This is a genomic window from Streptomyces sp. NPDC002537, from assembly GCF_053594975.1.
In genome coordinates this window covers 35,591-57,172 of record NZ_JBSFWT010000043.1, presented here as the reverse complement: position 1 = coordinate 57,172, position 21,582 = coordinate 35,591, and the positions used below count along the sequence as shown (strand labels likewise).

The window sequence follows — 21,582 nt, the reverse complement described above, 5'->3', positions numbered from 1 at the left end:
ACGCACGAGCCGTGACCGGAATCCGCATGAGCAGACCACGAACAGACCACGGACAGACCACGAGCAGACCCCCTAGCAGACCAACGAGCAGACAGGGACCGTGCATGACCGCGCTCCGACGTTCCGCCGTCGCGCTCGCCCTCGGCGGTGCGCTGGTGGCCTGTGGGTCCGCCACGGGCGGGGAGACGGGTTCCGCGAGGCCGACCACCGCGGCGGCCGCCCCGCCCGCGGCGGAGCAGGCGGTGCGCGCGCTGGTCCGGCTCGCCGCCGAGCGGGTGGCGGCCGCCGACGCGGTGGCCGCCGCGGAGTGGGGCACCGACCGGCCGGTCGACGATCCCGTGCGGGAGAAGGCGCTGCTGGACGCGGTGGACGCGCAGGCCGCGCGGGAGGGTGTCGACCAGGACGTCGTGCGCCGGGTCTTCGAGGACCGGATCGAGGCGGACAAGGAGGTGCGGCGGGCGTTGCGCGAACGGTGGGAGGAGGACCCGGAGCTGCTCCCCGCGCGCCGCCCCGCCCCCGCCGACCGGACGCGGCCGGTCCCGGACCCCTCGGACCAGCGGTTGCTGGCCGCGGTCCGGGGCGCGGTCTCGCTGTTGTCGGGCCCGCGCTGCGAGACGGTCCTGGACCGGGACAAGGCCCTGGTGGCGCGGTCGGCGGGGCTGGACGCGGTGCACGGCGACGGGCTGGACCGGGCGCTGGCCCACGCGTGCGGCTCCTCGTGAGCCGCGCGACCCCTTGCCCGATTGTTCAACAATCCCTATTCTGCGGGTACTTGACGGCCGCCCGGAGGCACCGCCGTCCGTGGCCAACCCCTGCGAGGCACCCATGCGAGCGCCTTCCCGCCCGTACGCACCGCACGCCGCCACCGCCCCCGCCGACGCCCGCGCGGCCTTCCGCGCCGGGCTGGCGGAACCCACCGCGGGCTGGTCCGAGGGCCGCACCCAGGCCAATCTGATCGCCGTGCCCGAGGACTGGGCGTACGACGTCCTGCTCTTCACCCAGCGCAACCCGCGGCCCTGCCCGGTCCTCGACGTCACCGACCCGGGTGTCACCACGACCCCGCTGGCGCCCGGTGCCGACCTGCGCACCGACCTGCCCCGGTACCGGGTGTGGCGGGACGGACGCCTCGTCGCCGAGCCCACCGACGCCACGGACGTCTGGCGGGACGACCTGGTCGCCTTCCTCATCGGATGCAGCTTCACCTTCGAGGGGGCGCTGCTCGACGCCGGGGTGCCGCTGCGCCACATCGAGCAGGGCCGCAACGTGTCGATGTACGTCACCGACCGCCCGTGCCGGTCCGCCGGGCGGCTGCACGGGCCGCTCGTGGTCTCCATGCGGCCCGTACCCGCGGAACTTGTCGGCACCGCGCGGCGGCTGACCGCCCGGATGCCCGCCGTCCACGGCGCGCCGGTGCACTGCGGCGACCCCGCCGCGCTGGGCATCGGCGACCTGGACGCGCCGGACTTCGGGGACCCGGTGCGCGCGCACCCCGGCGACGTGCCGGTCTTCTGGGCGTGCGGGGTCACCCCGCAGGCCGCCCTGATGGCCTCGGACCCGCCGTTCGCCATCACCCACGCGCCGGGCCACATGTTCGTCACGGACGCCCTCGACAGCGCGTACCGGCTGCCCTGACCCGCCGCCCAAGGAGCGGAACGCGCCCGCCTCTTGGCCGCCCCGCCCCCGTTGTCTAGCGTCGACGCCATGCAGACGATCACTTTGGGCGGAGTGGAGATCACCCGCGTAGTCGAGTGGCACGGGCTGTTCTCCCCCGCCACCGCCATGTTCCCTTCGAGCACCCCCGAGATGTGGCAGGAGAACGAGTCCTGGCTGGCGCCGGACTTCTGGAATCCGCGGCTGGACGAGCTGTACGTCAACGTGCAGACGTGGGTACTGCGCAGCGGGGGCCGGACGGTCCTGGTCGACACCGGGCTCGGCAACGACAAGGACCGGCCGCACATGCCCGGCTGGTCGCACCTGCGGACCGGTTTCCTCGACCGGCTCGCGGCGGCCGGTGTCCGCCCGGAGGACGTCGACGTCGTCGTCAACACCCATCTGCACTCCGACCACGTCGGCTGGAACACCCGGCTCGTGGAGGGTGAGTGGGTGCCGACCTTCCCCCGCGCCACCTATCTCATCGCCAGAACCGACTTCGACTACTGGAACCCGGCCAACGGCCATGTACAGAAGGGGATGCTGGGCGACACCACCGTCGCCGAGGTGGGCGGTGACATGTTCGAGGACAGCGTGGCACCGGTGCACCGGGCGGGCCGGGCACTGCTCTGGGAGGACAGGTACCGCATCGACGAGAACCTGAGCCTGGAGCCCGCTCCCGGGCACACTCCGGGTTCGGCGGTGCTGCGGCTGGAGTCGGGCACGGACCGGGCGCTGTTCATCGGCGATCTGGTGCACAGTCCGCTGCAGTTCGCACGGCCCGGCTGCGACACATGTCTGAGCGAGGACCAGGCACAGGCCACGCGGTCCCGGCAGCGCATCCTGGAGCAGGCCGCCGAGACCCGCGCGCTGGTGTTCCCGGGGCACCTGCCGGGCCACGGCGCGGCCGAAGTGCGCAGGGAGGGCGGCGGGTTCGCCGTCGGGCGCTGGGCGGCCTTCGGTTCTTCGGGGCCGGAGGCCGGATGACAGACGGCCGGCCGGTGGACCGCTCGTCCACCGGCCGGCCGTCGCGCCGTTCCGTTATTTCTTGTCTACTTCTTGTCCCTGATCTCGAAGGGCAGTTCCCGGGAGAGGAAGGGCAGGTCGCCGTTGCCCACCGTGAGCCCCGCGTCCGCGTGCTTGACGTCGCGGGGGGCGGACGGGGCGACGGCCACCCGGAGGCGGTAGACGGCGGTGGCGCCGGGCGCGAGCGGCTTGTTGTCGACGGGGCGGAACGTGGCGCTCATGCCGGGGTCGCAGCCCCCGGCGACGAGCGTGACGCGCTCCCAGCCGTGGCCGGGCCGGTACTGCTGGAGGACCAGGTCCTTGGGGGTGAGGGCATGGCCGCCGCCCTGGCCGTAGGCGAAGTAGGAGGCGTTGAGGGCGGGGTAGGGCCGGTCGGTGGTGTTCTTCACGGCGAGGGTGACCTCGCTCGCGGGGCCGCCGGGGGTGAGGGTGGTGTGCCGCTGCCAGCCGCTGACCGAGACGTCGGGCCGGGTGGCGGAGGCGGTACGGGCGGGGGCCCGGTAGGTGTGGCCCTTGCCGTCGTCGACGGACGCGGTGACGGTGAAGGTGCCGGGCTTGTCGAGGTCCTGGAGGCGCAGGGCGACGGTGTGCGGCTGCCGGTCGCTCGCGGCCGCGGTGACGGGGAAGGTGAAGACGCCGTGCCGCGGCGCGTCCGACGTGCTCGGGCGGGTGTCGAGGTCGACCCAGCGGTGCGCCTCCGGGACGTAGCGCTGGACGTTCAGGGAATCGGTGCCGAAGCCACGGCTGTCGACGTCGAGGCGCACCGTGCCCTTGGTGACGGGTGTGCGGAGGGTGACGCCGGAGCGGGTCCACAGGCCGATGGGGGCCTGGCCGGGCAGGCTGTAGGAGATCTTCTCCTTGGCGGAACCGACCGCGGCCCGCTCGGCGGGGGCGGTGTCCGCGGCGGCCATGGCGGCCTGGGCGGCCGTCGCCTTGGCGTCGCCGCAGCTGTCCGCCGCCGTGGTGCTCCCGGCCGGTATGGTCGTGGCCTGCCCCGCGGACCCTGCGACGAGGGCCAGCCCGGCCGTCAGCGCCATCGCGGAACCCACGGCGGCGCTCCTCGCGCCCAGCCACCGCCGCCGCGCGACTCTCTGTGTCATTTACCGCCCCCTGCGTCCGGGTTTGTACGCACACTCGTACGTCTCTGGTGTCAGAGATTGTCTCCTGTAGCCGATGGTTCCCTCTACCACTGGAAATAGCGCGAATTCCTGGGGACGTGCGGCGTGTTGCCCCCTGAGGGGGAACCGGGGAGCCGGAGGGTGCGCGGCGCCCGCCCCGGCGCGCTGTCGGGCGCGCCGGGGCGGGCGGTGTTCCCGGTGTCCGCGGGGCGGGGCGGGCTCAGCCGCCCTGTGCCTGCAACTGGAGCAGGGCGGCCACCAGTTCGTCCACCTCCTCGGCGGTGTTGTAGAGGGCGAGGGAGGCCCGCGCCGCGCTCTCCAGGCCGTAGTGGCGCAGGGAGGGCTGGGCGCAGTGGTGACCCGCGCGGATGGCGATGCCCGCCTGGTCGAGCCGGCGGGCGATGTCCATCGGGTCGTGGCCCGCGAGGGTGAAGGTCATCACGGCGATCTTGTCGGGCGTGGTACCGAGGATCTCCAGCCCGGGGACCGTGGCGAGGGCCTGCTCGGCGTAGTGGAGCAGCGCGGTCTCGTACGCGGCGACCGCGTTCCGGTCGAAGGAGGTCAGCCAGTCGATGGCGGGCTTGAGGGCGACGACCCCGGAGATGTGCCCGGTGCCCGCCTCGAAGCGGTGCGGCACGGGCGCGTAGGTGACGTGGTCGAAGTCGACCTTGTCGATCATGTTGCCGCCGCCCTGCCACGGGGGCATGGCGGCCAGGACCTCCGGCTTGCCGTAGAGCACGCCGACGCCGGTGGGCCCGTAGAGCTTGTGGGCGGAGAAGGCGTAGAAGTCGGCGTCGAGCTCCTGGACGTCCACCGGGAAGTGGGCGACCGCCTGGGCCCCGTCCACCAGCACCTTGGCGCCGTAGCGGTGGGCGAGCGCCGTCATCTCGCGCACCGGCGGCACGGTGCCCAGCACGTTCGACGCGTGGCTGATCGCGACGAGCTGGGTGCGGCAGGAGAGGAGGTCGGCGTAGGCGTTCTGGTCGATGCTGCCGTCGGGCAGCAGCGGGATGGGGACCACGCGGGCGCGCCGCTCCTTGGCGACCATCTGCCAGGGGACGATGTTCGAGTGGTGCTCCAGGGTGGAGACCAGGATCTCGTCGCCGGGGCCGAGGTTGGCGCGCCCCCAGGTCTGGGCGACGAGGTTGATGGCCTCGGTGGTGCCCCGGGTGAGGACGATCGTGTCCGGGGAGGGGGCGCCCAGGAAGTCCGCGGCCGCGGCCCGGCCTCCCTCGTAGAGGTCGGTGGCCTCGCGTGCCAGGGTGTGGGCGCCGCGGTGGATGTTGGAGTTGGCGGTGGTGTAGTACGAGGCCAGGGTCTCGATGACCTGGCGAGGGGTCTGGGTGGTGGCGCCGTTGTCCAGCCAGACCACGGGGCGGCCGTTGACGGGCCGTTGCAGGATGGGGATGTCCTGGCGGGCCGCCTCGGGCGTGAACTGCCCGCCGCGGGTGGCCGCTCCGGCCAGGGGGACCCCGTTGCCCGTGAAGGCCGCCGGTAACTGCGGGACCGCGTTCGGGAGGGCTCCGGTGGCGCCCGGTAAGGCGCCGGGCAGTTGCGGGGCCATGCCCGTACTGGGGAGCGCGCCCGTGGGCGGGTGCGGGGCGGGGGCCCGCCCGCCCCACGGCACGTCAGGAGTAGTCATGGTACTTCGACACCTCGACGTTCTGGAGCACGGCGACGGCGTCCTCGACCAGCACGGCGGCGCTGAAGTACGCCGTCATGAGGTACGAGGTGATGCCCTTCTGGTCCATGCCCATGTTGCGCATGGCCAGGCCGGGTTCCACCTCGTCCTGCACCTTGCCGGGACGCAGGCCCACCACGCCCTGCTCGGCCTCGCCGACGCGCATCAGCAGGATCTCGGTGGTCTCGGCGCCGGCCGGGCCGGTCATCCGCACCTTGTCGGACGGGAGCAACGGGATCCCGCGCCAGGTCAGCAGCGGGCTGCCGAATCGCGTGTCCATCACCGGGGGCACACCCCGGCGCGTACATTCCCGGCCGAAGGCGGCGATGGCCTTGGGGTGGGCGAGGAAGAAGCCGGGCTGCTTCCAGACCTTGGCGAGCAGCTCGTCCAGGTCGTCGGGGGTGGGCGCGCCGGTGCGGGTCTGGACGCGCTGGCCGGGGGCCACGTTGTGGAAGAGCCCGAACTCCGGGTCGTTGAGCATGGCCCGCTCCTGGCGCTCGCGGAGCGCCTGGACGGTGAGGTTGGCCTGGGCGCGGGTCTGGTCGATGGGCTCGTTGTAGAGGTCCGCGACGCGGGAGTGGACGCGCAGCACGGTCTGGGCGAGGCTCATGTGGTACTCGCGGGGCGTGTCCTCGTAGTCGACGTACGTGCCGGGGAGTTCGGGTTCGCCGAGGTGGCCGGAGGCGAGGTCGACCGGGACCTCGGCGCCCGCCGGCTTCCGGTCCCCGGCGGTGTAGGCGTCGAGTGCCGTGCGCAGCGCCTCGTCACGGCCCGCGGCCTCGGCGAGGCGGGCGCGGTCGAGGCAGAGGGCCACGCCGGGGGTGACGGCTTGGACCCGGTGGGGCAGCTGTCCGCCGGAGGAGAAGGCGTCGAGGTCGAAGAACTGGCCGTCGCCCACGACCTCCGCCAGGGCGTCCTGGCCGTAGCGGCCGGTCACCCGCTTCTCGGCGCGACCCTGGACGAGCACCCACAGCCTGTCGGCGGTGTCGCCCTCCTGGGCGAGCGTGTCGCCCGCCGCGAAGGCGATCTCGGTGAAGGCGGCGGCGAGTTCGCGGAGGAGCCCTTCGTCGGCCTCCCGCAGGTACGGGATCTCCCGCAGGTCCTCGGGGACGATGTGGTGGGTGCCGTTGTCGGTGTAGCTGCTGATGCGGTCGTCGCCGAGGATGAAGGTCCGGCGGCGGTTGACGCGGTAGACGCCGGATTCGATGTCGACCCACGGCAGGGCGCGCAGCAGATAGCGCGGGGTGATGCCGCGCATCTGCGGGGTGGTCTTGGTGGTCGTCGCCAACTGCCGTGCTGCATCGGTACTGAGGCTGAGCCGGTCGTTCATGGGGACCTCCTCGGAGACGGGCGTGGCTCCGGCCCGCGGCCGGGCCACACACGGACGAGGATGATCATCTTCTTGCTAACGCCCGTTCACAAGACGCCATGTTCCTGCAACAGTCCTGAAATAATCGGCCGGTTCGGTGGGCGCCTTCGTGCGGGAGCGGGCTATTTGTCCTCGCCGGATGCCTGACCAGGTCCGGGTGCGCGCCGTCGCTCCCCCGGACGGGCCCCGGCCGCGCAGCCGACGGCCGGGGCGGGGCCACACATTCGACCGAGAATCACCAACCACGCACCCACCAGCAGGAGATGGACGCGCTGCGGGACGCCGTGCCAGCCCGGTCGGCCGAAAAGCGGCCCCACCGTCGCGAGCGCCGACGCCAGCGCGGCGGCCAGCAGCCAGGGCCCCCACCGGCGTGCCAGCGGCCACCGGCCGGGATCCGTCCGGGAGGCCACGACGCACAGTGCCATGGACGCGAACAGGGCCGCGTGGGCGAGCCCGCTGGTGCCCGTGTGCCAGGGATTGACGGCCTCGCAGGCCCGGTTGACGGACGGCGCGCAGCGCATCGGCACGAGCACGTCGGCCACGGACGCGGCGGCGAAGGCCACCAGCGCCCAGCGCCCGCCGGTGACCCACCGGTCCGCGCGCGGCCCGCGCGGCAGCGCTCCCGCCGCCATCAGCAGGGCCGTGAGGATCTCGATCCCGCCGAAGAGCGTGTGGAGGCGCTGGTCGGCGGCGTAGAGCTCGCTGACGTAGGAGTGCCGGGGGTCCAGCCCGGTGGGCAGGAGGAACTCCAGGACCCAGGCGTTGTAGAGGACCGCCGCCGCGAACAGCGGCCACCCGGGTGCCGGGGCTCCCCGTACGGCGGCGGCCGCCGCGGGCGGTCGGGGCACGGGGCTCAGGTCGCCCGCGCCGGGGCGTCGCGGACGGGTCGCGCGGCTCCCGGAGCCGCGGCGGTCATGAGCGCGCTCCCGGCCCGTACGCCGGTCCGGGCGGCTGCGGCTGCTGCGGCGCGGAGGTGTGGGGTGCCGTGGACGGCGAAGGGGCCGTGGACGAGGGCGACTTCGGCGGGGGAGGGCTGCTGGGGGGCTCGCTCGACGACGGCGGTCCGGACGGTGTGCCGGCGCTGGGGCGCGAGGTGGGGCTGTCGTTGTCGCCCCTGCTGCCCACCGGCCGCTGGAACCACCGGCCGGTCTGCGGGTCGTAGACGACCATGACGTCCATGGGCCCGCGGGCCGGCACGACGACGATCACGTCCCCGGGGCGGTAGGCGTGCCACGCCTTCCCCTTGGCCTCGGGGGTGCCCTTGACGGCGACGGGCGGCGAGAGCGGGTTGCCGCAGGCGCAGCGCACGCGGGGCATGCCCCGGTTGTCGACGAGCACGGCCGTGCCGGCCTGGAGCACGGACTGGAAGGCGGTGGCGGAGCCGCTCCGGTAGCCGTGGTTGGTCACCCGGGTGTCGGCGCGCAGTTGCAGGGGGGTGAGCCCGCGCAGGTAGTCGGGGATGTAGCCCGGTTCGATGGAGGCGGCGGAGGCGAAGGCGCGGGCCTTCGTCTGGTCCTCGGTCAGGTAGCCGATCTGGCGCTCGACGTCGCAGCTGGCCACGTCCTGGGTGCCACCGTAGAGGCCGGGCGCGGAGCCCTCGACGCTCCGGGTCCCGGAGGACCCCGTGCCGGCGGGGGCGGAGGGCGAGGCGGTCGCCTGCGCGGCGGGCTCCTTCGCCGTCGACTGGGTGAACGGGTCGGTGCCGTCGGCGGAGGCCGCCTGGAGGAAGACCTCGCCGGAGCCGCCGTTGTCCGAGCGGAGGAAGAAGACGGCGAGCGCGGCGGCCGCGACCAGCACGCCCGCGAGGAGCGCGACCTTCGGCACGGACCGCCACCAGGGTGACCGGTCTCCCCCGCCGGGCCCCTCCTCCGGGGTGCCGTGTCCGCCGGCCGGCGGGGCGGGCGGCACGGGCGGCACCGCCGGCCCGGACGGTCCTCCGGGCGTGGCCGGGGCTCCCGAAGGCCAGTCGGGCCGGGTCGGTTCCGGGGCCCCGGACGCCCCGGAACCGGAGCCCTGCCCGGACCCCTGCCCGGAGGGGCCCTGCCCGGACCCCTGCCCGGACAAGGGGCCGGAGGGCGGGCCGGAGGGACGGTTGCCTGACGGTGGTTCGGACGACACGGGTCCTTCTCCTACGCTGTGGGCTCTTCCTGACTGCCCTGATTTCTTGCGGTTCTCGCCGCGGTTCATTCTGTGTCGCAAACCCGCGCGCCCCGCAAACGGAAGCGGCACCCGGAGGCCCGCCCGACGGGTGGCGCGGCGGCTCCGGACGTACGTTGACCTTCCGGGGCCGCCCTGGCCCCTCCCCCGCCGATGACGTTTCCGGAGGCAGCGTGAGCCAGCCACCGAGGGCCGCCGCGCGGCACCCCGTACGCGCCTGGCCGGCCGCCTTGGCGGCCGTGGCCGCCGGGGTGTCGGCCATGTTCGCCGTCGCCGCGCTGGGGCTGTGGGCCGCCGGGGCCACCGGGCTGCCCGGCGGCGCCTTCCCCGCGGTGGTCGCCGCCACCGTGGTCACGGCCGTCGGCGGTTCGGTGGAGTTGTCGGGCGGCGCCGGCTTCTTCGGCCGTACGGGCGCGCACCTGGATGTCGTACCGCTGTCCGTGACGCTGGCGGGCGCCCTGGCGACGGCCGTGGTCTTCCTGCTGCCGCTGCGCCACCGGGCGGTGGCGAGCGGCGGCGAACTGCTCGGCAGGGTCGCCCGTACGGCCGTACTGTGGCTGCTCGCCCTAGCGCTGATCGCCCTCGCCGCCCGGCACACGTTCCGCATCGACCTGGGGGATTCGCTCCTCGGCGACATCGGCGCGGCCCTGGGCGCGACGCCGACCGTCGGTTTCCGGGCGGCCATGGGGCCCACGCTCGGTCTCGGCCTGCTGTGGCTGCTGGTGCTGCTCGCCGTGGCCGTCGCGGTGTCCCGCAAGACCCCGTTGCCGTCGCGGCTGCTGCGCTTCCAGGACGCGGTCCGGCCCGCCGCGTTCGCGATGCTGGTGGTGCTGCTGGCGTACGTGGCGGTCGGCGTCATCGTCGGCGTGGTGGTCCTGTGCACGCGCGGCCACCCCGCGGAGACGCTCGCCGTACTGCTGTTGGGACTGCCCGACCTCGCGTGGCTCGCGTTCGGTGTCGGGTTGGGCGGCACCTGGGACGGGCGGGTCCCCGACGCCATCGGGCTGCCGGCGCCCGAAGCGCTGGCCGCGGTGCTGCGGGTGAAGCACGGCACGGCCGCCGTGAACGTCTCCTCGCTCGCCGAACAGGACGGGCGCGCCTGGCTGTTGGTGGCCCTGGCGGCGGTCGCGCTGCTCGCCGCGGGCTTCGTCGCGGCCGTGCGCTCCCCGGCCGGAACCCGACCCTGGCGGCACGCCGTGCGGCTCGCGGTGGCCCTGGCGGTCACCCTGCTCGTCGTGGGACTGCTCACCCGGATCTCGGCGCGGTTCGGACTGTCGCTGCTCGGCGTAGGCGACCTGGCCGCGTTCGGAGGCGAGGTCACCCTGCGCCCCCGGCTGTGGCTCCTGCTGGGACTGGGCCTGCTGTGGGGACTCGTCGCGGGCTTCATCGGCGGCCTGCTGGCGCGGCGGGTACACCGCAAGGGCGAGCAAGGGGAGGGAACCGGCCTCCCCCGGGACGGAATCCGGGACCGAATCCGGGGAAGGTAGCCGGGGGAGATATCCGGGGGATTCCGAGGACCCCGGACGACGGGGGTCAGGGCCCCATGACCGTGAGTGCGCGCAGTCTCCCCCGGGGCGGGCACGGAGTGCCGACGGTGGGGCCGACCAGCCAGAGCAGCCAGTCGGCGAGGCTCGCCAGGCGGCGTACCGAGGCGGCGGCATCCAGGAGGGCGGGGTCGGTGCGGGCGAGGTCCGCCAGCGCGTGGGCCGTCACATGCGCGACGACGTCGCAGAACGCGCTCCGGCGCTCGTCCCGCATGCCCAGGAGCCCCAGGACGAGGCTCCGTTGGCGGGCGTCGTGCCGCCAGAGGCCGAGGGCCGCCCGGCGCAGCAGCAGGGACGTGGGGTCGTGTCCGGTCAGTGTGCGGTGGAGTGCGGCGCCGAGGCGCTCGGCGGACCAGGAGCGGGCGGTCCGTTCGGCGGCGTAGGCGGAGAGGTCCGGGCTCCGGCGGGCCAGGCATTCGCCGTCCAGGAGCGCGAGAGTCATGCCCAGCGCGGCCAGCGGGTGTCCGTGCCCGACCGCGTCGCCGACGAGGGCGCAGCGTCCCCGTCCGTAGAAGGAGCGCCTGCGGAAACGGGCGGCCGCCCACTGCACCTTGCCGCCCGACAGCGCCTCGGAGAAGGCCGGGCGCAGGCCGCTGGGGAGCGCGGCCGCGTAGCCGTGCCGCAGGTAGCCGCGGATCTCGGAGGGGCCGGGGCAGGGGAAGGGCACGTCGAGGACGAGACGGACGGCGTCCGGCGCCACCCGGTAGGCGAGGGCCGGGCCCGGGCCGCCGAGGAAGACGTGGCCGTAACCGCCGCATGGCAGCCGGGCACCGGGGAGCAGCAGTCCGGCGATGCGGGACAGCGGCGCGGGCGGCGGTTCGTCGGGGCGGAGCAGGCGGCGCACCGTGGAGGCACGGCCGTCCGCCCCGACGATCAGCCCGGCGCGTATCTCCTCGCGGGTCGTGCGGGCTTGTCCGGCCGTGGTGACGGCGGTGACCCGGTCGCCTTGGCGAAAGGCGACGCCGGGGGTGTCACGGACGGTGCGCAGGAGCAGTGCGGCGAGAACGTGGTGGTACACGCTCAGGGCGATGCCGTCGGGGTAGGGGCAGTTCAGTGGGGGGTTGCCGTCGTCGGTGTGCAGCCGGAAGCCGTGGTTCGCAGTGAAGTCCCGGCCGGCCGGGTCGATCCCCATCCGGCGCAGCGCCGTCACCCCGGCCGGGTGGAGCCACTCCCCGGCCAGTCGCCGGGTGGAGGACGGGCCCGGCTCGACGACCAGGACGGTGGCGCCCTGGCGGGCGAAGGCCAGCGCCGTCATGCAGCCCGCCGGGCCGGCCCCTGCAACCAGTACGTCCACGCTCCGCACGAAATCCCCCCAGGCGCCCCCTCGACCCACTTCTGCTCACGCTTCGAGGTCGCTAAACTACTTTGTGTGATCGTGTGTTCATGATGCCTGGGGAGGGCTCATGGATGGGGGCGGGGTGGTTCTGGTCACGGGCGCCACCGGGCATCTGGGGGCCAATCTGGTACGTGCGCTGCTGGCCGAGGGGCGGAAGGTGCGTGTGCTGCTCAAGGGAGCGTCCGGCCCGGCGCTCGACGGCCTCGACGTGCACCGTGTGCCGGGCGACCTGAGGGATCCGGAGGCCGTGGGGCGCGCTGTCGCCGGCTGTGGGGAGGTCTACCACTGCGCCGCCCGGGTCTCGACGGCGAACGGCGGCGAGCGCGGAATCTACGAGGTGAACGTGGTGGGCACCCACCACCTGCTGGCCTCCGCCCGGCGGGCGGATGTCCGGCGGGTCGTGGTCACCGGGTCGTTGAGCGCGACCGGTTGGCGGCGCGGCGTCCCGAGCACCGAGGAGGATCTCTTCTACCCCTTCGGGCAGCACACTCCGTACACCGTCAGCAAGATGCTGGTGGAGCACGAGTGCGCCAAGGCCGCGGCACAGGGGCTCGATGTCGTCGTCGCGACGTCCACCGCGATCATCGGGCCGCACGACTACCGGCCGTCCCGGATGGGCCGGCTGCTGCTGGATTTCGCGAACGGGCGGCTGCTGGCCTACGTCCCGGGCGGTTTCGAGTTCGTCTCCGTCACGGATCTCGTCGCGGGGCATCTGCTGGCGATGCGCCACGGGGTCGCCGGCCGGAAATATCTGCTGTCCACCCGCTACCACACGGTGGACGAGATGCTCGATCTCTACGGCGCGGTCTGCCGGCGTCCCCGACCGCGGCTGCGGGTGCCGTCGCCGGTGATGGCGGGTGTCGCCAGGGTCGCCGCGCCCGTGGTGTCCCTGCTGGCCCCGTGGCACGAACCCAGGCTGACCCCGGCGGCGGTGGGCTTCCTCCGTTCCCGGCGGCGGGCGGACTGCGCCAGGGCCATCGGGGAGCTGGGCTACCGGCCGACGAGTGTGGCCCGGGCGGTGGAGGAGGCGTACGCCTGCTTCGCCCGGCGCGGGCTGATCGGCGGCCACCGGGGCGCGGCGCCGCCACGGCGCCGGGGCGCGGCGCCCCCGGGGGATGCGGCGGGGCCGTCATGACCGGCCCGCCCGGCTTCGGGGAGGCGCGCGGCAGGCGCCAGAAGGTCCTGGCGGCGGGTATGGATCCCGACCACTGGTATCCCGTCGAGTACGACGGGGCGCTGCGCCCCGGGAAGACCCTGGCCACTTCCTTCTGGGACCGGCGGATCGTGGTCTGGCGCGGCCGGGACGGCTCGCTGCACGCGCTGGAGGACCGCTGTGCGCACCGGCAGCTGCGACTGTCCGCGGGCGTGGTCGACGGCTGCCATCTCACCTGCGAGTACCACGGCTGGACCTACGGCGGGGACGGCCGCGTGGTGCATTACGCCCACGATCTCTTCGGGCGCGCCGAGCCCGAAGTGAGGGTGCGCACCTACCCGGTGACGACCCGTCACGGCCTGATCTGGGTCTTCCCGGGCGACCCCGCCCGCGCGGCCGAGCGGCACGTCCCCGGCATCCCCGAGCTGACCGGCCCCCGGCCCTGGCCCCGGATGGACATCTCCTTCGTCTGGCGCGCCCACCATTCCCTGATCATCGACAACACGAGCGACTTCACCCACGCCTATCTGCACCGCAGGTACCGGCCGTTCTGGGACGCCAAGCTGACCCACCACGGCGTGACGGAGGACGGGGAAAGCGTCGAGATCTCCTACGACGCCTTCATCGGCGGCGGCCGCTTCGTCCGGCACTTCGTCAACCGCAGGCGGGCCGACACCACGTCCATCGACATCACCTACCGCTACCCTTACCAGTTCTCGGACACCGGCGGTTACATCAGGCACTGGCTCTTCCTGCTCCCCATGGACCGCCGGACCACACGGGCCTTCTTCCTCTTCTACTTCAAGGCCGACGGCATCCAGGTCCCCGGCACCGGCCTGACCGTTCCGTACCGGCTGACGGCGCCCCTGATGCGTGCGGTCAGCGCGTTCACCGCACGCCCGACGCTGTCGCAGGACGGCGCGGCGGTGGAGGGCGAACAGCTGGGGTACGAGCGGCACTTCGCCGCCCCCACGGTGGAACTCAACCCGGCCGTCAGGCTCTGCCAGGACCTCACCATCCGCAAATGGGGGGAACACCTTGCCCGTGACGCACACGCCCGACGGTCCCCCGGCGCGCGGCTCCGGCCCGAGCCCGGCCCAGGCGCACCGCAGGGCCCTTGACCGGCTGCTGTCGCTCCAGCACCCGTCGGGCTGCTGGGAAGGGGAGATGGTGTGGAACACCATGATCCTCTCCCAGTACGTCATCGTGTGCCGCATCGTCGGGCGGCCCCTGCCGGAGCCGACCCGCGCGGCGATGACGCGGCACTACCGCGTCACGGTCACCCCGGAGGGCGGTTGGAGGCTGCACCCGGAGTCGGACGGTCCCTCCCCGTACTGCACGGTCCTCGCCCATATCGCGCTCCGGCTGCTCGGCAGCCCGGCGGACGGACCGCTGTGCGCCGACTCGGCGGCCTGGCTCCGCTCGCGGCCGGGGGGAGCGCGGGCGGTGCCCACCTGGGGCAAGATCTGGCTGGCCGTCGCGGGGCTCCACGACTACCGGGCCGTCAACCCGCTGCCCCCGGAGCTCTTTCTGCTGCCGCGCCGGTTGCCCTTCCACCCCGACCGGCTCTACTGCCACACCCGTGCGATCTACCAGGCCATGGCCTACCTCTACGGAATCCGCTTCTCCGGAGACCTCGGCCAGCCACTCACCGCGGAGTTGCGACGGGATCTGCTGGACCGGGGACGGCCCCGGGAGCAGTCGGCCTTCCGCTCGGAACGCCGACTGCTCGGCGCGGACGCCGTGGTCCCCCCGGGCCGCGCGCTGCGGGCCGCGTTCGACATGCTGGCGCTGTACGAGCGCCGTCCCCTGCGCCGGACGCGTGCCCGCGCGCTGACCCGCTGTCTGGCCCGCGTGGTCCATGAGCAGGAGACGACGCACGACCTCGGCCTGTCCCCGGTCAGCTCCCTGCTGAACGTCCTGGTGCTGTACGCCTCGGGGGCGGACCCGGCGGCAGTGGACCGGGCTCTGACGGCCGCCGATCACTGGCGCTGGGCGGACCCTGAGCGTGGCATCCGCTACGCCGGCGCCCGGACGCAGACCTGGGACACCGCGTTCTCCGTCGAGGCCCTGCTGGCCCACCGGCCCGCCGACCGGGACGGCCCCGCCACAGGCCCCGCCCTCCGCCAGGCGTGCGGGTATCTGCGCGACGCCCAGGTCACCGAGGACGTCCCGCGTCCCGAGGTCACCGCCCGCGCCCCGGCCGTCGGCGGCTGGTGCGTCTCGGACAGTGGTCACCGCTGGCCCGTCAGCGACTGCACGGCCGAGGCGGTGGCCGCGCTCCTGCACGCCCGCCGGTTCCTCCCGGACGTGCCCGTGTGCGACGCCGGACGGTTGCGGCAGGCGGTCGCGTTCCTGCTGCACCGGCAGAACCGGGACGGCGGGTTCGGGTCGTACGAGCCGCGCCGGGGCAGCCGTCTGCTGGAGGCGGCCAACCCGTCCGAGATGTTCTCCGCCTGCATGGTGGAGGGCTCCTACACCGAATGCACCGGCTCCGCCCTGGTCGCCCTCGCCGTGCTCGGGCGGCCGGAAGACCGGGCGCGCTCCGAGGCGGTGGAGCGGGCCGTCCGGCGCGGTGCCCGCTTCCTGCTCCGGACACAGTGCCAGGACGGCTCCTGGCGTGCCGCGTGGGGAGTCAACCGCATCTACGGAACGCTCTTCGCCGTCCGGGGGCTGCGCGCCGCCGGGATGTCTCCCGCCCATCCCCGGCTGGCTCGGGCCGCGTGCTGGCTGGAGTCGGTGCAACGGGCCGACGGCGGCTGGGGCGAGCACCACCGCGGATGCACCGAGGACCGTTATGTCGAACACCCCGACAGCCAGCCCGTGATGACCGCCTGGGCGCTGCTCGCGCTGCTGGAGATCACCGGTCCCGCGTCGGCGTCCGTGCGCGATGGCGTCCGCTGGCTGTGCGAGCGGCAGGCGGAGGACGGTTCCTGGCAGCAGGCGGCGGCGACCGGCGTCTTCTTCGGCACGGCCATGCTCGACTACCGCCACTACGCCGACTGCTTCCCCCTCTGGGCCCTCGGCGCCCACCTCACCGCTCTCGACCGGGCCGGCTGACAGCCTCACGGCTTCCGTGCGGCTCCCTCACCCCGCGCGGCCCCGCCGTGCCAGCGCCTCGACCACGTCCGTGGTCTGCTGCCCCGTCGGCGCGGGCAGCGGGAACACCCGGCCCCGGGAAGCCTGCGACCGCAGTGCTCCGGCCAGCTCCCCGGGGGTGCGGGGCCAGGGAACGAGCCCGGCACGGGCGAGAGTTGCGGCATTGCGCCTGCCGTGCCCTGCCAGCACCTGGTAGCTGACCGCCGGCAACCCGGCGACCAGCGCCTCGGTCAGCGACAGACCCCCGGCGTTGTGGACCAGGACGTCGGCCGCGGCCATCAACTGCGGCATGTCGTCGCGCCAGCCGAGCGCCACGACGCCCCGCAGGGCCGTGGCCTTCCGCCGCAGGCGGTCGTTGCGGCCGCACAGGAGGACCGCCGTGGTGCCGGGCACCTCCCGCACCGCCGTGACGCTCGTCATCACCTCGCCGGCCCCCAGCTCCCCCGCCACCAGCAGCGCCATCAGCCGGCCGGCCGGCACCCCCAGCTCCGCGCGCAACGCCCGGCGGGCGGCCTCGTCCACCGGCCTCCGGAACGCGGCGGCCACCAGCGGCCCGCCGACCGACATCGTCACCCCGTAACGCTCCGCGGCCTCCACCACCGTCGCCTGAATAACCGTCAGATATACGTCGAGGCCCGGATGCACCCACAGCCGGTTCGGCGCCGGATCGGTCAGACAGCACACCACGGGCATGCCGAGTCCACCGTCCTGCCGGAGCATGCCCAGGGCCTGTGACGCGAGGGGGAAGGTCGAGACCGCGACATCGAAGCCCCCGGCCGCCCAGCGCGCCACCTCGCGGCGAGCCCTGCCGCACACCCGGAGCGTCAGCCTGCGGAGGGTCGAATCGTGTTCCTCGCAGCGGGCCAGCCACTCGAAGACCCGGGGGGTGTACCGGGCGGTGAACGCGTGCCCGCCCCTCAGCGGAGCCCGGTACGGGCGAGGCAACGCGTCGAGAAAGTCCCGGCGGACGGCATCCACGCCGCGTTCCCGCAACCGACGGACGAGTTCTCCCGTGACACCGTCGTGCCCCGCGCCCATGCTGCCCGAGACCACCAGCACGCGCGGCGGCCTGTCCCGGCCGGCCGTCCCCGTCGGCATCAGGCCGAGCCGTGCTCTGCGAGCAGGGCGACCTCGCGGGCGAAGGCGTCCGCGAGCCGACGGGCGTCACCCGGCGAACGGTGGGTCGTCACGGCGACGAGGGAGGTGTCGGCGTAACTGCTGAGGATGAAGGAGCAGCATCCGACGGGCGGCACCACGGGAGACACCATGATCCGGACCAGCGGCTGCCCGCCGAGAGTCCATCGGGTGCGCCCCCAGGGCAGGCTCGTACAGCTCACGGCCGTATGCGCGGGCCTTGTGGCGCGGGCGAGAACGGCGTCCATCGCGCGTGGCCCCAGGAGTGACACCAGCCGGGCCGACTGCCAGGGCAGGTCCAGGGCACGGCGGCCGAAGGCGTCCACGAGACCGCGGCACGCCAGGAGACGGCCCGTCGGCGTATCGCAGTGGACGGGGAGGGGCAGACGGAACGTGCTCGCCAGATTGCCGAGTTCGTCGGTGTTGTCGACGGTGCGGAGGCTCACCGGGACCCAGGTGAAGACCCGGCCACGGCTTCGGGCACGTGCTCGGGGCCACCCGGCCGGGTCACCGAAGCAGGAGCGCAGGGCGCCGGCCGTTGCCGCCAGCACGGTTTCGGTGGTGGTCGCGGTATGGCCGGGCAGGGCCCTGCGCGCCGCCCGGAACGCGTCGACGTCGACAGGTGCCCAAGTGCAGGCAGGCCGGACACTCTGGCCGGAAGGCAACGGGACGGCCAGACCGGCCCCCAGGAAGCTGTCCAGAACGCGACGAGGATCACTGCGATCGGGAGGCCGACGAGGCTTCGGGACCGAGCCCCCGGAACCGTCCAGGAGCAGACGCGTCAATGTCATCGCCGACTGGCCGTCGGCCACGACATGATGCATGCGCAGCAGGAGCCCGTATCCCCCCTCCTCCGGGCACGCCATGACGCGCAGTTGCCACAGTGGCCGGTCCGGTGGCAGCGGACGCACCAGGAAACCGGACGCCCACGCCTCGAGCGTGGTTCCGGCCGGGTCCTGGACGACATGGTGTTCCGCCACGAAGGCAGGCTGTTCCGTCCAACGGTGCCGGCCGCCGCCGGGCGTCCCGGGCGGCGGCGTCAGCACCCGCCTGAGGCGCGGCAGTTGGCCCCACCTCGCCGACACGTGGCGCCGGAGGTCGCCCACGGCGGGCGGGCTGCCGCGCAGCAGGAACGTCACGCACCAGACGAGAGAACTACAGGTGTGCCGGGCCATGAAGCTGTCCGGCAACGACAAGGGAAAGGAACCGCTCATCGACCTGATACTGCCTGCGCGGCGGGCCCCTGAAACGCGACGAGAGCCACGGGGGCAGTGCCGACCGGGAAGGGGCGTGCGCTCCGGACGCCCCGTGCACCCGCGCGCCGGGTGCCACCCGCAGGGGTACGTGGTGTGCTGGCTCCGGCACGGACCCGTCACGGCGGCGGTGTACAGGTGCCGGGCACACGGAGGAGACCCAGATGGCGATCTTGGTGAAGGCCGAGCTGGCGGGCGTGACGACCGACCAGTACGACACCCTGAACGGCAAGCTCCAGGCACTGCCCGGCAACCCCTTCGAGGGCTGCCTCTCGCACGTCTGCGTCCCGACGGGCTCGGGGCTGATGATCTACAACCTGTGGGAGTCGGAGCAGGCCATGGAGAAGTTCATGGGGATCCTGATGCCGGTGGCCCAGGAGATGGGCCTGCCGCAGGGTTCACAGCCGGAGATCTCGCCGGTCCACGGGTACTGGACGCCATAGCTTTCCCCGTCGATCAGGGCGACAAGGTCCCTCGGCACCCGCCGCACGCCCCGCGTCGACGGGGCCGCGGCGGGGGCGTGGCTACTCGACGACGATCTCGACCGGGATGTTGCCGCGGGTCGCGTTGGAGTACGGGCAGACCTGGTGGGCCTGGTCGACCAGCTTGCGGCCGGTCTCGGCGTCGACGGAGTCGGGCAGTTCCACGCGCAGCGTGACGGCCAGGCCGAAGCCCTCGCCCTGCTTGCCGATGGCGACCTCGCCGGTCACCGCGGCCTCGCTGACGTCGACCTTCGCGTGGCGGCCGACGAGCCCCAGGGCGCTGGCGAAGCAGGCGGCGTAGCCGGCGGCGAACAGCTGCTCCGGGTTGGTGCCCTGGCCGTTGCCGCCCATCTCCGCCGGGATGGCCAGCTGGAGGTCGAGGCGGCCGTCCGAGCTGACGGCGCGGCCCTCGCGGCCGTGGGTCGCGGTGGCGACGGCGGTGTAGAGCGCGTCCATGGAAACCATTCCTCTCACAGTTCCTGCGGGACGGCCTGTCCGACCACCCCGCCCCTTCAGTAGAGCACGCAATTAAGTTGTGCACAACTAAATGGCGTAGGGCTACCCTGAAGGAATGACCGCCACACCGGACCCGCCGGACGAGGACTACCTCCGCCTCGACCAGCAGCTCTGCTTCTCCCTGAACGCCGCGTCACGCGCCTTCGGCAGCCTCTACCGCGTGCTCCTCAAGGATCTTGGGCTCACCTACCCCCAGTACCTGGTGATGATGGTGCTGTGGGAACACGGCGAGCTGCCCGTGAAGCAGGTGGGTGAGCATCTGCGGCTCGACTCCGGGACCCTGTCACCGCTGCTCAAACGGCTGGAGGCGGCCGGCCTGGTACGGCGCGAGCGCAGTTCCCGGGACGAACGGTCGGTGCACATCCACCTCACCGACGACGGCGCCGCCCTGCGTGAGCGCGCGCTCCTCGTGCCGCGCCGGATCGCCGCCGCGACGAGCTTCGGTCTCGACGAGGTCCGCGATCTGCAAGCGCGTCTCGACCGGCTGACGACCGCGCTGGACCAGGCGGCCCTCACGGCCGCACCGGACCGTACCTAAGGGCCTAAGAGGCTAAGGGCCTAAGAGGAGGGGAACACCGGGGCGGCCCAGCGCGGTGGCGGCGGAGGCCGCGAGGCGGCCGTGGCACCCGCCCGCCGCAGGGCCGCGACGAACCGCGAGCAGCTCTCGAACCGGTCGTCGGGCGCCTTCGCCAACGCCCCGCCCAGCACGTCGTTCACACCGGACGGCAGTCCGGGAAGCCGCGGCGGCGGCTCGTACTGATGCGCCCACAGCAACGCGATGTCGTCGTCACGCCGGAACGGCGGCGCGCCCGAGAGCATCTCGAACACCACACAGCCCAGGCTGTACACATCGCAGCGCCCGTCCACCGGCTTCCCGGAGATCTGCTCCGGCGCGACGTAGTCGAGCGTGCCGACGAACTGGCCCACCCGGGTGTAGCCGGTCAGGGACAGCGACTTCTTCGTCAGCCCGAAGTCGGTCAGGTACACGTGCTCGGGGTGCTCGCTGTCGGTGCCCTCCGCCACCAGGATGTTGCCGGGTTTGACGTCCCGGTGCACCAGGTCGTGGGCGTGGGCCGCGTCGAGGGCGGAGGCCACCTGGGCGGCGATCCGGCAGACGGTGTCCAGGGGCAGCGGACCGCCGCGGTCGAGGAGCGCGCGGAGGTCCTGCCCGGCCACGTACCGCATGGCGATGTAGAGCAGGCCGTCGGCCTCACCGGCCTCGAAGACGGGCACGATGTGCGGGTGGTCGATGGCGGCGGCCACCCTCGACTCGTGGCCGAAGCGCTGCCGGAAGGTGTCGTTGCGGGCGAGTTCGGGTGCAAGCAGCTTGAGCGCGACGGTGCGCCCGAGGCGGAGGTCGCGGGCGCGGTAGACGACGGCCATGCCGCCGCGTCCGATCTCGCTCTCCACCCGGTACGAGGCGATCCGGCGCCCGATCAGTTCGGAGGGCCGCTCGACGGGGTCGCGCCCGGGTGCCATCAGCCGTCACCCGGCCCGACGATCCGGGTGGCGGCACCGGGGCCGTCCGGCGGAACCCGCCCCGGCGCCCCGGGCTCCGGCGCGGGGAGAGACGCGGCGAGGACCGACATGGCCGTGCCGTCGCAGTAGCACCAGTGGCCCTCGTCCGGGTCGTAGAGCCAGACGGCGTCCCCGTCGACGACCACCCCGATCCGCAGCCCCTCGGTGCTCCGCCGGAAGGTCTCCCCGTCCAGCTGTCCGGCCGCGAGGCCGGCGACGGCCGTGCGGTAACGCCCCAGCGTCTCCTCGACCCGGGCGAGCAGCCGCTGCGCGTCGGTCGTACGGGTGAGCGGGCCTCCGGCCGCGGGCGGGCGCTGCGGCAGTGCCACCAGCGGCCGGGCGTCGACCCAGGCGGTCCAGCCGTTGGAGCAGAGCACCTGTCCCCAGTCGCCCCGGCGGTCCAGGAGCCGTACGGGCAGCAGCGGGTCGAGCGGCTCGGTGGGCACCGCCCCGTCCGGGGCCGACCAGGTGGGCAGGCCGTCCGGGGGCACGACGTGGGTGGGCCGGAAGTCCGCGGTGGCGTCCAGGACGGTGGCTTGGTTCATG

Annotated in this window: 20 protein-coding genes; 9 read left to right on the top strand and 11 right to left on the bottom strand. The window is 73.8% G+C overall.

Features of this window, described 5'->3' with window-relative positions:
- The first annotated feature begins 104 nt into the window (after nucleotides 1–104).
- The 3 genes from ACWD4A_RS20355 to ACWD4A_RS20345 all read left to right on the top strand — a co-directional run bounded on the left by ACWD4A_RS20355 (nucleotide 105) and on the right by ACWD4A_RS20345 (nucleotide 2,637).
- Nucleotides 105–722 carry a chorismate mutase gene (locus ACWD4A_RS20355; protein ID WP_451195697.1) on the top strand — a complete coding sequence of 206 codons (618 nt, stop codon included), beginning with the start codon at nucleotides 105–107 and terminating at the stop codon, nucleotides 720–722.
- 103 nt (nucleotides 723–825) lie between these two features.
- Entirely contained in the window at nucleotides 826–1,632 is an 807-nt protein-coding gene (locus ACWD4A_RS20350; RefSeq protein WP_451195695.1) for a putative hydro-lyase, read from the top strand.
- Between the two features lie 69 nt (nucleotides 1,633–1,701).
- Complete coding sequence (locus ACWD4A_RS20345) at nucleotides 1,702–2,637, top strand: MBL fold metallo-hydrolase (RefSeq protein ID WP_451195693.1); 936 nt, start codon at nucleotides 1,702–1,704, stop codon at nucleotides 2,635–2,637.
- A gap of 65 nt (nucleotides 2,638–2,702) precedes the next feature.
- On the opposite strand, the gene ACWD4A_RS20340 is transcribed toward ACWD4A_RS20345, so the two are convergent.
- From ACWD4A_RS20340 to ACWD4A_RS20320, 5 genes are all read right to left on the bottom strand, one after another.
- On the bottom strand, nucleotides 2,703–3,776 hold the full coding sequence (locus ACWD4A_RS20340; RefSeq protein ID WP_451195691.1) for a hypothetical protein: 1,074 nt from the start codon (nucleotides 3,774–3,776) through the stop codon (nucleotides 2,703–2,705).
- Between the two features lie 238 nt (nucleotides 3,777–4,014).
- A complete protein-coding gene (locus tag ACWD4A_RS20335) occupies nucleotides 4,015–5,436 on the bottom strand; it encodes a SufS family cysteine desulfurase (protein WP_451195689.1) in 1,422 nt (473 codons plus the stop codon).
- Nucleotides 5,423–6,805 carry a family 2B encapsulin nanocompartment shell protein gene (locus ACWD4A_RS20330; RefSeq protein ID WP_451195687.1) on the bottom strand — a complete coding sequence of 461 codons (1,383 nt, stop codon included), beginning with the start codon at nucleotides 6,803–6,805 and terminating at the stop codon, nucleotides 5,423–5,425. Before ACWD4A_RS20330 ends, ACWD4A_RS20335 begins: the two co-directional genes overlap by 14 nt.
- Nucleotides 6,806–6,966: 161 nt before the next feature.
- On the bottom strand, nucleotides 6,967–7,692 hold the full coding sequence (locus ACWD4A_RS20325) for a DUF998 domain-containing protein (RefSeq protein WP_451195685.1): 726 nt from the start codon (nucleotides 7,690–7,692) through the stop codon (nucleotides 6,967–6,969).
- Nucleotides 7,693–7,756: 64 nt separating this feature from the next.
- Complete coding sequence (locus tag ACWD4A_RS20320) at nucleotides 7,757–8,668, bottom strand: DUF6777 domain-containing protein (protein ID WP_451195684.1); 912 nt, start codon at nucleotides 8,666–8,668, stop codon at nucleotides 7,757–7,759.
- 506 nt (nucleotides 8,669–9,174) lie between these two features.
- On the opposite strand from ACWD4A_RS20320, the gene ACWD4A_RS20315 reads away from it, so the two are divergent.
- Complete coding sequence (locus tag ACWD4A_RS20315) at nucleotides 9,175–10,488, top strand: streptophobe family protein (protein WP_451195683.1); 1,314 nt, start codon at nucleotides 9,175–9,177, stop codon at nucleotides 10,486–10,488.
- Nucleotides 10,489–10,534: 46 nt separating this feature from the next.
- Here the strand turns inward: ACWD4A_RS20315 and ACWD4A_RS20310 are convergent, their stop codons facing one another.
- Nucleotides 10,535–11,839 carry an FAD-dependent monooxygenase gene (locus ACWD4A_RS20310; RefSeq protein WP_451195681.1) on the bottom strand — a complete coding sequence of 435 codons (1,305 nt, stop codon included), beginning with the start codon at nucleotides 11,837–11,839 and terminating at the stop codon, nucleotides 10,535–10,537.
- A gap of 109 nt (nucleotides 11,840–11,948) precedes the next feature.
- Here ACWD4A_RS20310 and ACWD4A_RS20305 point away from each other — a divergent pair, with 109 nt between their 5' ends.
- Genes ACWD4A_RS20305 through ACWD4A_RS20295 form a run of 3 tightly spaced genes read left to right on the top strand, consistent with a single transcriptional unit; the run spans nucleotide 11,949 to nucleotide 16,094 of the window.
- The gene (locus tag ACWD4A_RS20305) at nucleotides 11,949–13,016 is read left to right on the top strand and encodes an NAD-dependent epimerase/dehydratase family protein (RefSeq protein ID WP_451195679.1); all 1,068 of its coding nucleotides are present in this window, start codon (nucleotides 11,949–11,951) and stop codon (nucleotides 13,014–13,016) included.
- Nucleotides 13,013–14,155 carry a Rieske 2Fe-2S domain-containing protein gene (locus ACWD4A_RS20300; RefSeq protein ID WP_451195678.1) on the top strand — a complete coding sequence of 381 codons (1,143 nt, stop codon included), beginning with the start codon at nucleotides 13,013–13,015 and terminating at the stop codon, nucleotides 14,153–14,155. The genes ACWD4A_RS20305 and ACWD4A_RS20300 overlap by 4 nt, the downstream gene beginning before the upstream one ends.
- Nucleotides 14,079–16,094, top strand: coding sequence for a prenyltransferase/squalene oxidase repeat-containing protein (locus ACWD4A_RS20295; RefSeq protein ID WP_451195676.1), 2,016 nt, complete (start codon nucleotides 14,079–14,081; stop codon nucleotides 16,092–16,094). Before ACWD4A_RS20300 ends, ACWD4A_RS20295 begins: the two co-directional genes overlap by 77 nt.
- 27 nt (nucleotides 16,095–16,121) lie before the next feature.
- On the opposite strand, the gene ACWD4A_RS20290 is transcribed toward ACWD4A_RS20295, so the two are convergent.
- The gene (locus ACWD4A_RS20290; RefSeq protein WP_451195675.1) at nucleotides 16,122–17,231 is read right to left on the bottom strand and encodes a glycosyltransferase; all 1,110 of its coding nucleotides are present in this window, start codon (nucleotides 17,229–17,231) and stop codon (nucleotides 16,122–16,124) included.
- On the bottom strand, nucleotides 17,231–18,481 hold the full coding sequence (locus ACWD4A_RS20285) for a wax ester/triacylglycerol synthase domain-containing protein (RefSeq protein ID WP_451195673.1): 1,251 nt from the start codon (nucleotides 18,479–18,481) through the stop codon (nucleotides 17,231–17,233). Before ACWD4A_RS20285 ends, ACWD4A_RS20290 begins: the two co-directional genes overlap by 1 nt.
- Before the next feature lie 203 nt (nucleotides 18,482–18,684).
- Here ACWD4A_RS20285 and ACWD4A_RS20280 point away from each other — a divergent pair, with 203 nt between their 5' ends.
- Nucleotides 18,685–18,963: a hypothetical protein gene (locus tag ACWD4A_RS20280; RefSeq protein ID WP_451195671.1), complete on the top strand. Its 279-nt coding sequence runs from the start codon at nucleotides 18,685–18,687 to the stop codon at nucleotides 18,961–18,963.
- 81 nt (nucleotides 18,964–19,044) lie between these two features.
- On the opposite strand, the gene ACWD4A_RS20275 is transcribed toward ACWD4A_RS20280, so the two are convergent.
- Nucleotides 19,045–19,458, bottom strand: a complete 414-nt coding sequence (locus ACWD4A_RS20275) for an organic hydroperoxide resistance protein (RefSeq protein ID WP_451195669.1) — start codon at nucleotides 19,456–19,458, stop codon at nucleotides 19,045–19,047.
- A 115-nt stretch (nucleotides 19,459–19,573) separates the two neighbouring features.
- Here ACWD4A_RS20275 and ACWD4A_RS20270 point away from each other — a divergent pair, with 115 nt between their 5' ends.
- Nucleotides 19,574–20,056, top strand: a complete 483-nt coding sequence (locus ACWD4A_RS20270) for a MarR family winged helix-turn-helix transcriptional regulator (RefSeq protein ID WP_451195668.1) — start codon at nucleotides 19,574–19,576, stop codon at nucleotides 20,054–20,056.
- A 20-nt stretch (nucleotides 20,057–20,076) separates the two neighbouring features.
- Here ACWD4A_RS20270 and ACWD4A_RS20265 read toward each other — a convergent pair whose 3' ends face one another.
- Together ACWD4A_RS20265 and ACWD4A_RS20260 are read right to left on the bottom strand one after the other, a co-directional pair.
- Nucleotides 20,077–20,997 (bottom strand): serine/threonine-protein kinase, encoded by a 921-nt coding sequence (locus tag ACWD4A_RS20265; protein ID WP_451195666.1) that lies wholly within the window; start codon nucleotides 20,995–20,997, stop codon nucleotides 20,077–20,079.
- Nucleotides 20,997–21,581 (bottom strand): hypothetical protein, encoded by a 585-nt coding sequence (locus tag ACWD4A_RS20260; protein WP_451195664.1) that lies wholly within the window; start codon nucleotides 21,579–21,581, stop codon nucleotides 20,997–20,999. Before ACWD4A_RS20260 ends, ACWD4A_RS20265 begins: the two co-directional genes overlap by 1 nt.
- Nucleotide 21,582: the final 1 nt, after the last annotated feature.

Excerpts from the sequence above, each read along its gene's own strand:
- ACWD4A_RS20355 (WP_451195697.1), top strand. The coding sequence starts at position 105 with ATGACCGCGCTCCGACGTTCCGCCGTCGCGCTCGCCCTCGGCGGTGCG.
- ACWD4A_RS20350 (WP_451195695.1), top strand. The coding sequence starts at position 826 with ATGCGAGCGCCTTCCCGCCCGTACGCACCGCACGCCGCCACCGCCCCC.
- ACWD4A_RS20345 (WP_451195693.1), top strand. The coding sequence starts at position 1,702 with ATGCAGACGATCACTTTGGGCGGAGTGGAGATCACCCGCGTAGTCGAG.
- ACWD4A_RS20340 (WP_451195691.1), bottom strand. The coding sequence starts at position 3,776 with ATGACACAGAGAGTCGCGCGGCGGCGGTGGCTGGGCGCGAGGAGCGCC.
- ACWD4A_RS20335 (WP_451195689.1), bottom strand. The coding sequence starts at position 5,436 with ATGACTACTCCTGACGTGCCGTGGGGCGGGCGGGCCCCCGCCCCGCAC.
- ACWD4A_RS20330 (WP_451195687.1), bottom strand. The coding sequence starts at position 6,805 with ATGAACGACCGGCTCAGCCTCAGTACCGATGCAGCACGGCAGTTGGCG.
- ACWD4A_RS20305 (WP_451195679.1), top strand. The coding sequence starts at position 11,949 with ATGGATGGGGGCGGGGTGGTTCTGGTCACGGGCGCCACCGGGCATCTG.
- ACWD4A_RS20300 (WP_451195678.1), top strand. The coding sequence starts at position 13,013 with ATGACCGGCCCGCCCGGCTTCGGGGAGGCGCGCGGCAGGCGCCAGAAG.
- ACWD4A_RS20290 (WP_451195675.1), bottom strand. The coding sequence starts at position 17,231 with ATGCCGACGGGGACGGCCGGCCGGGACAGGCCGCCGCGCGTGCTGGTG.
- ACWD4A_RS20285 (WP_451195673.1), bottom strand. The coding sequence starts at position 18,481 with ATGAGCGGTTCCTTTCCCTTGTCGTTGCCGGACAGCTTCATGGCCCGG.
- ACWD4A_RS20280 (WP_451195671.1), top strand. The coding sequence starts at position 18,685 with ATGGCGATCTTGGTGAAGGCCGAGCTGGCGGGCGTGACGACCGACCAG.
- ACWD4A_RS20275 (WP_451195669.1), bottom strand. The coding sequence starts at position 19,458 with ATGGACGCGCTCTACACCGCCGTCGCCACCGCGACCCACGGCCGCGAG.
- ACWD4A_RS20270 (WP_451195668.1), top strand. The coding sequence starts at position 19,574 with ATGACCGCCACACCGGACCCGCCGGACGAGGACTACCTCCGCCTCGAC.
- ACWD4A_RS20265 (WP_451195666.1), bottom strand. The coding sequence starts at position 20,997 with ATGGCACCCGGGCGCGACCCCGTCGAGCGGCCCTCCGAACTGATCGGG.
- ACWD4A_RS20260 (WP_451195664.1), bottom strand. The coding sequence starts at position 21,581 with ATGAACCAAGCCACCGTCCTGGACGCCACCGCGGACTTCCGGCCCACC.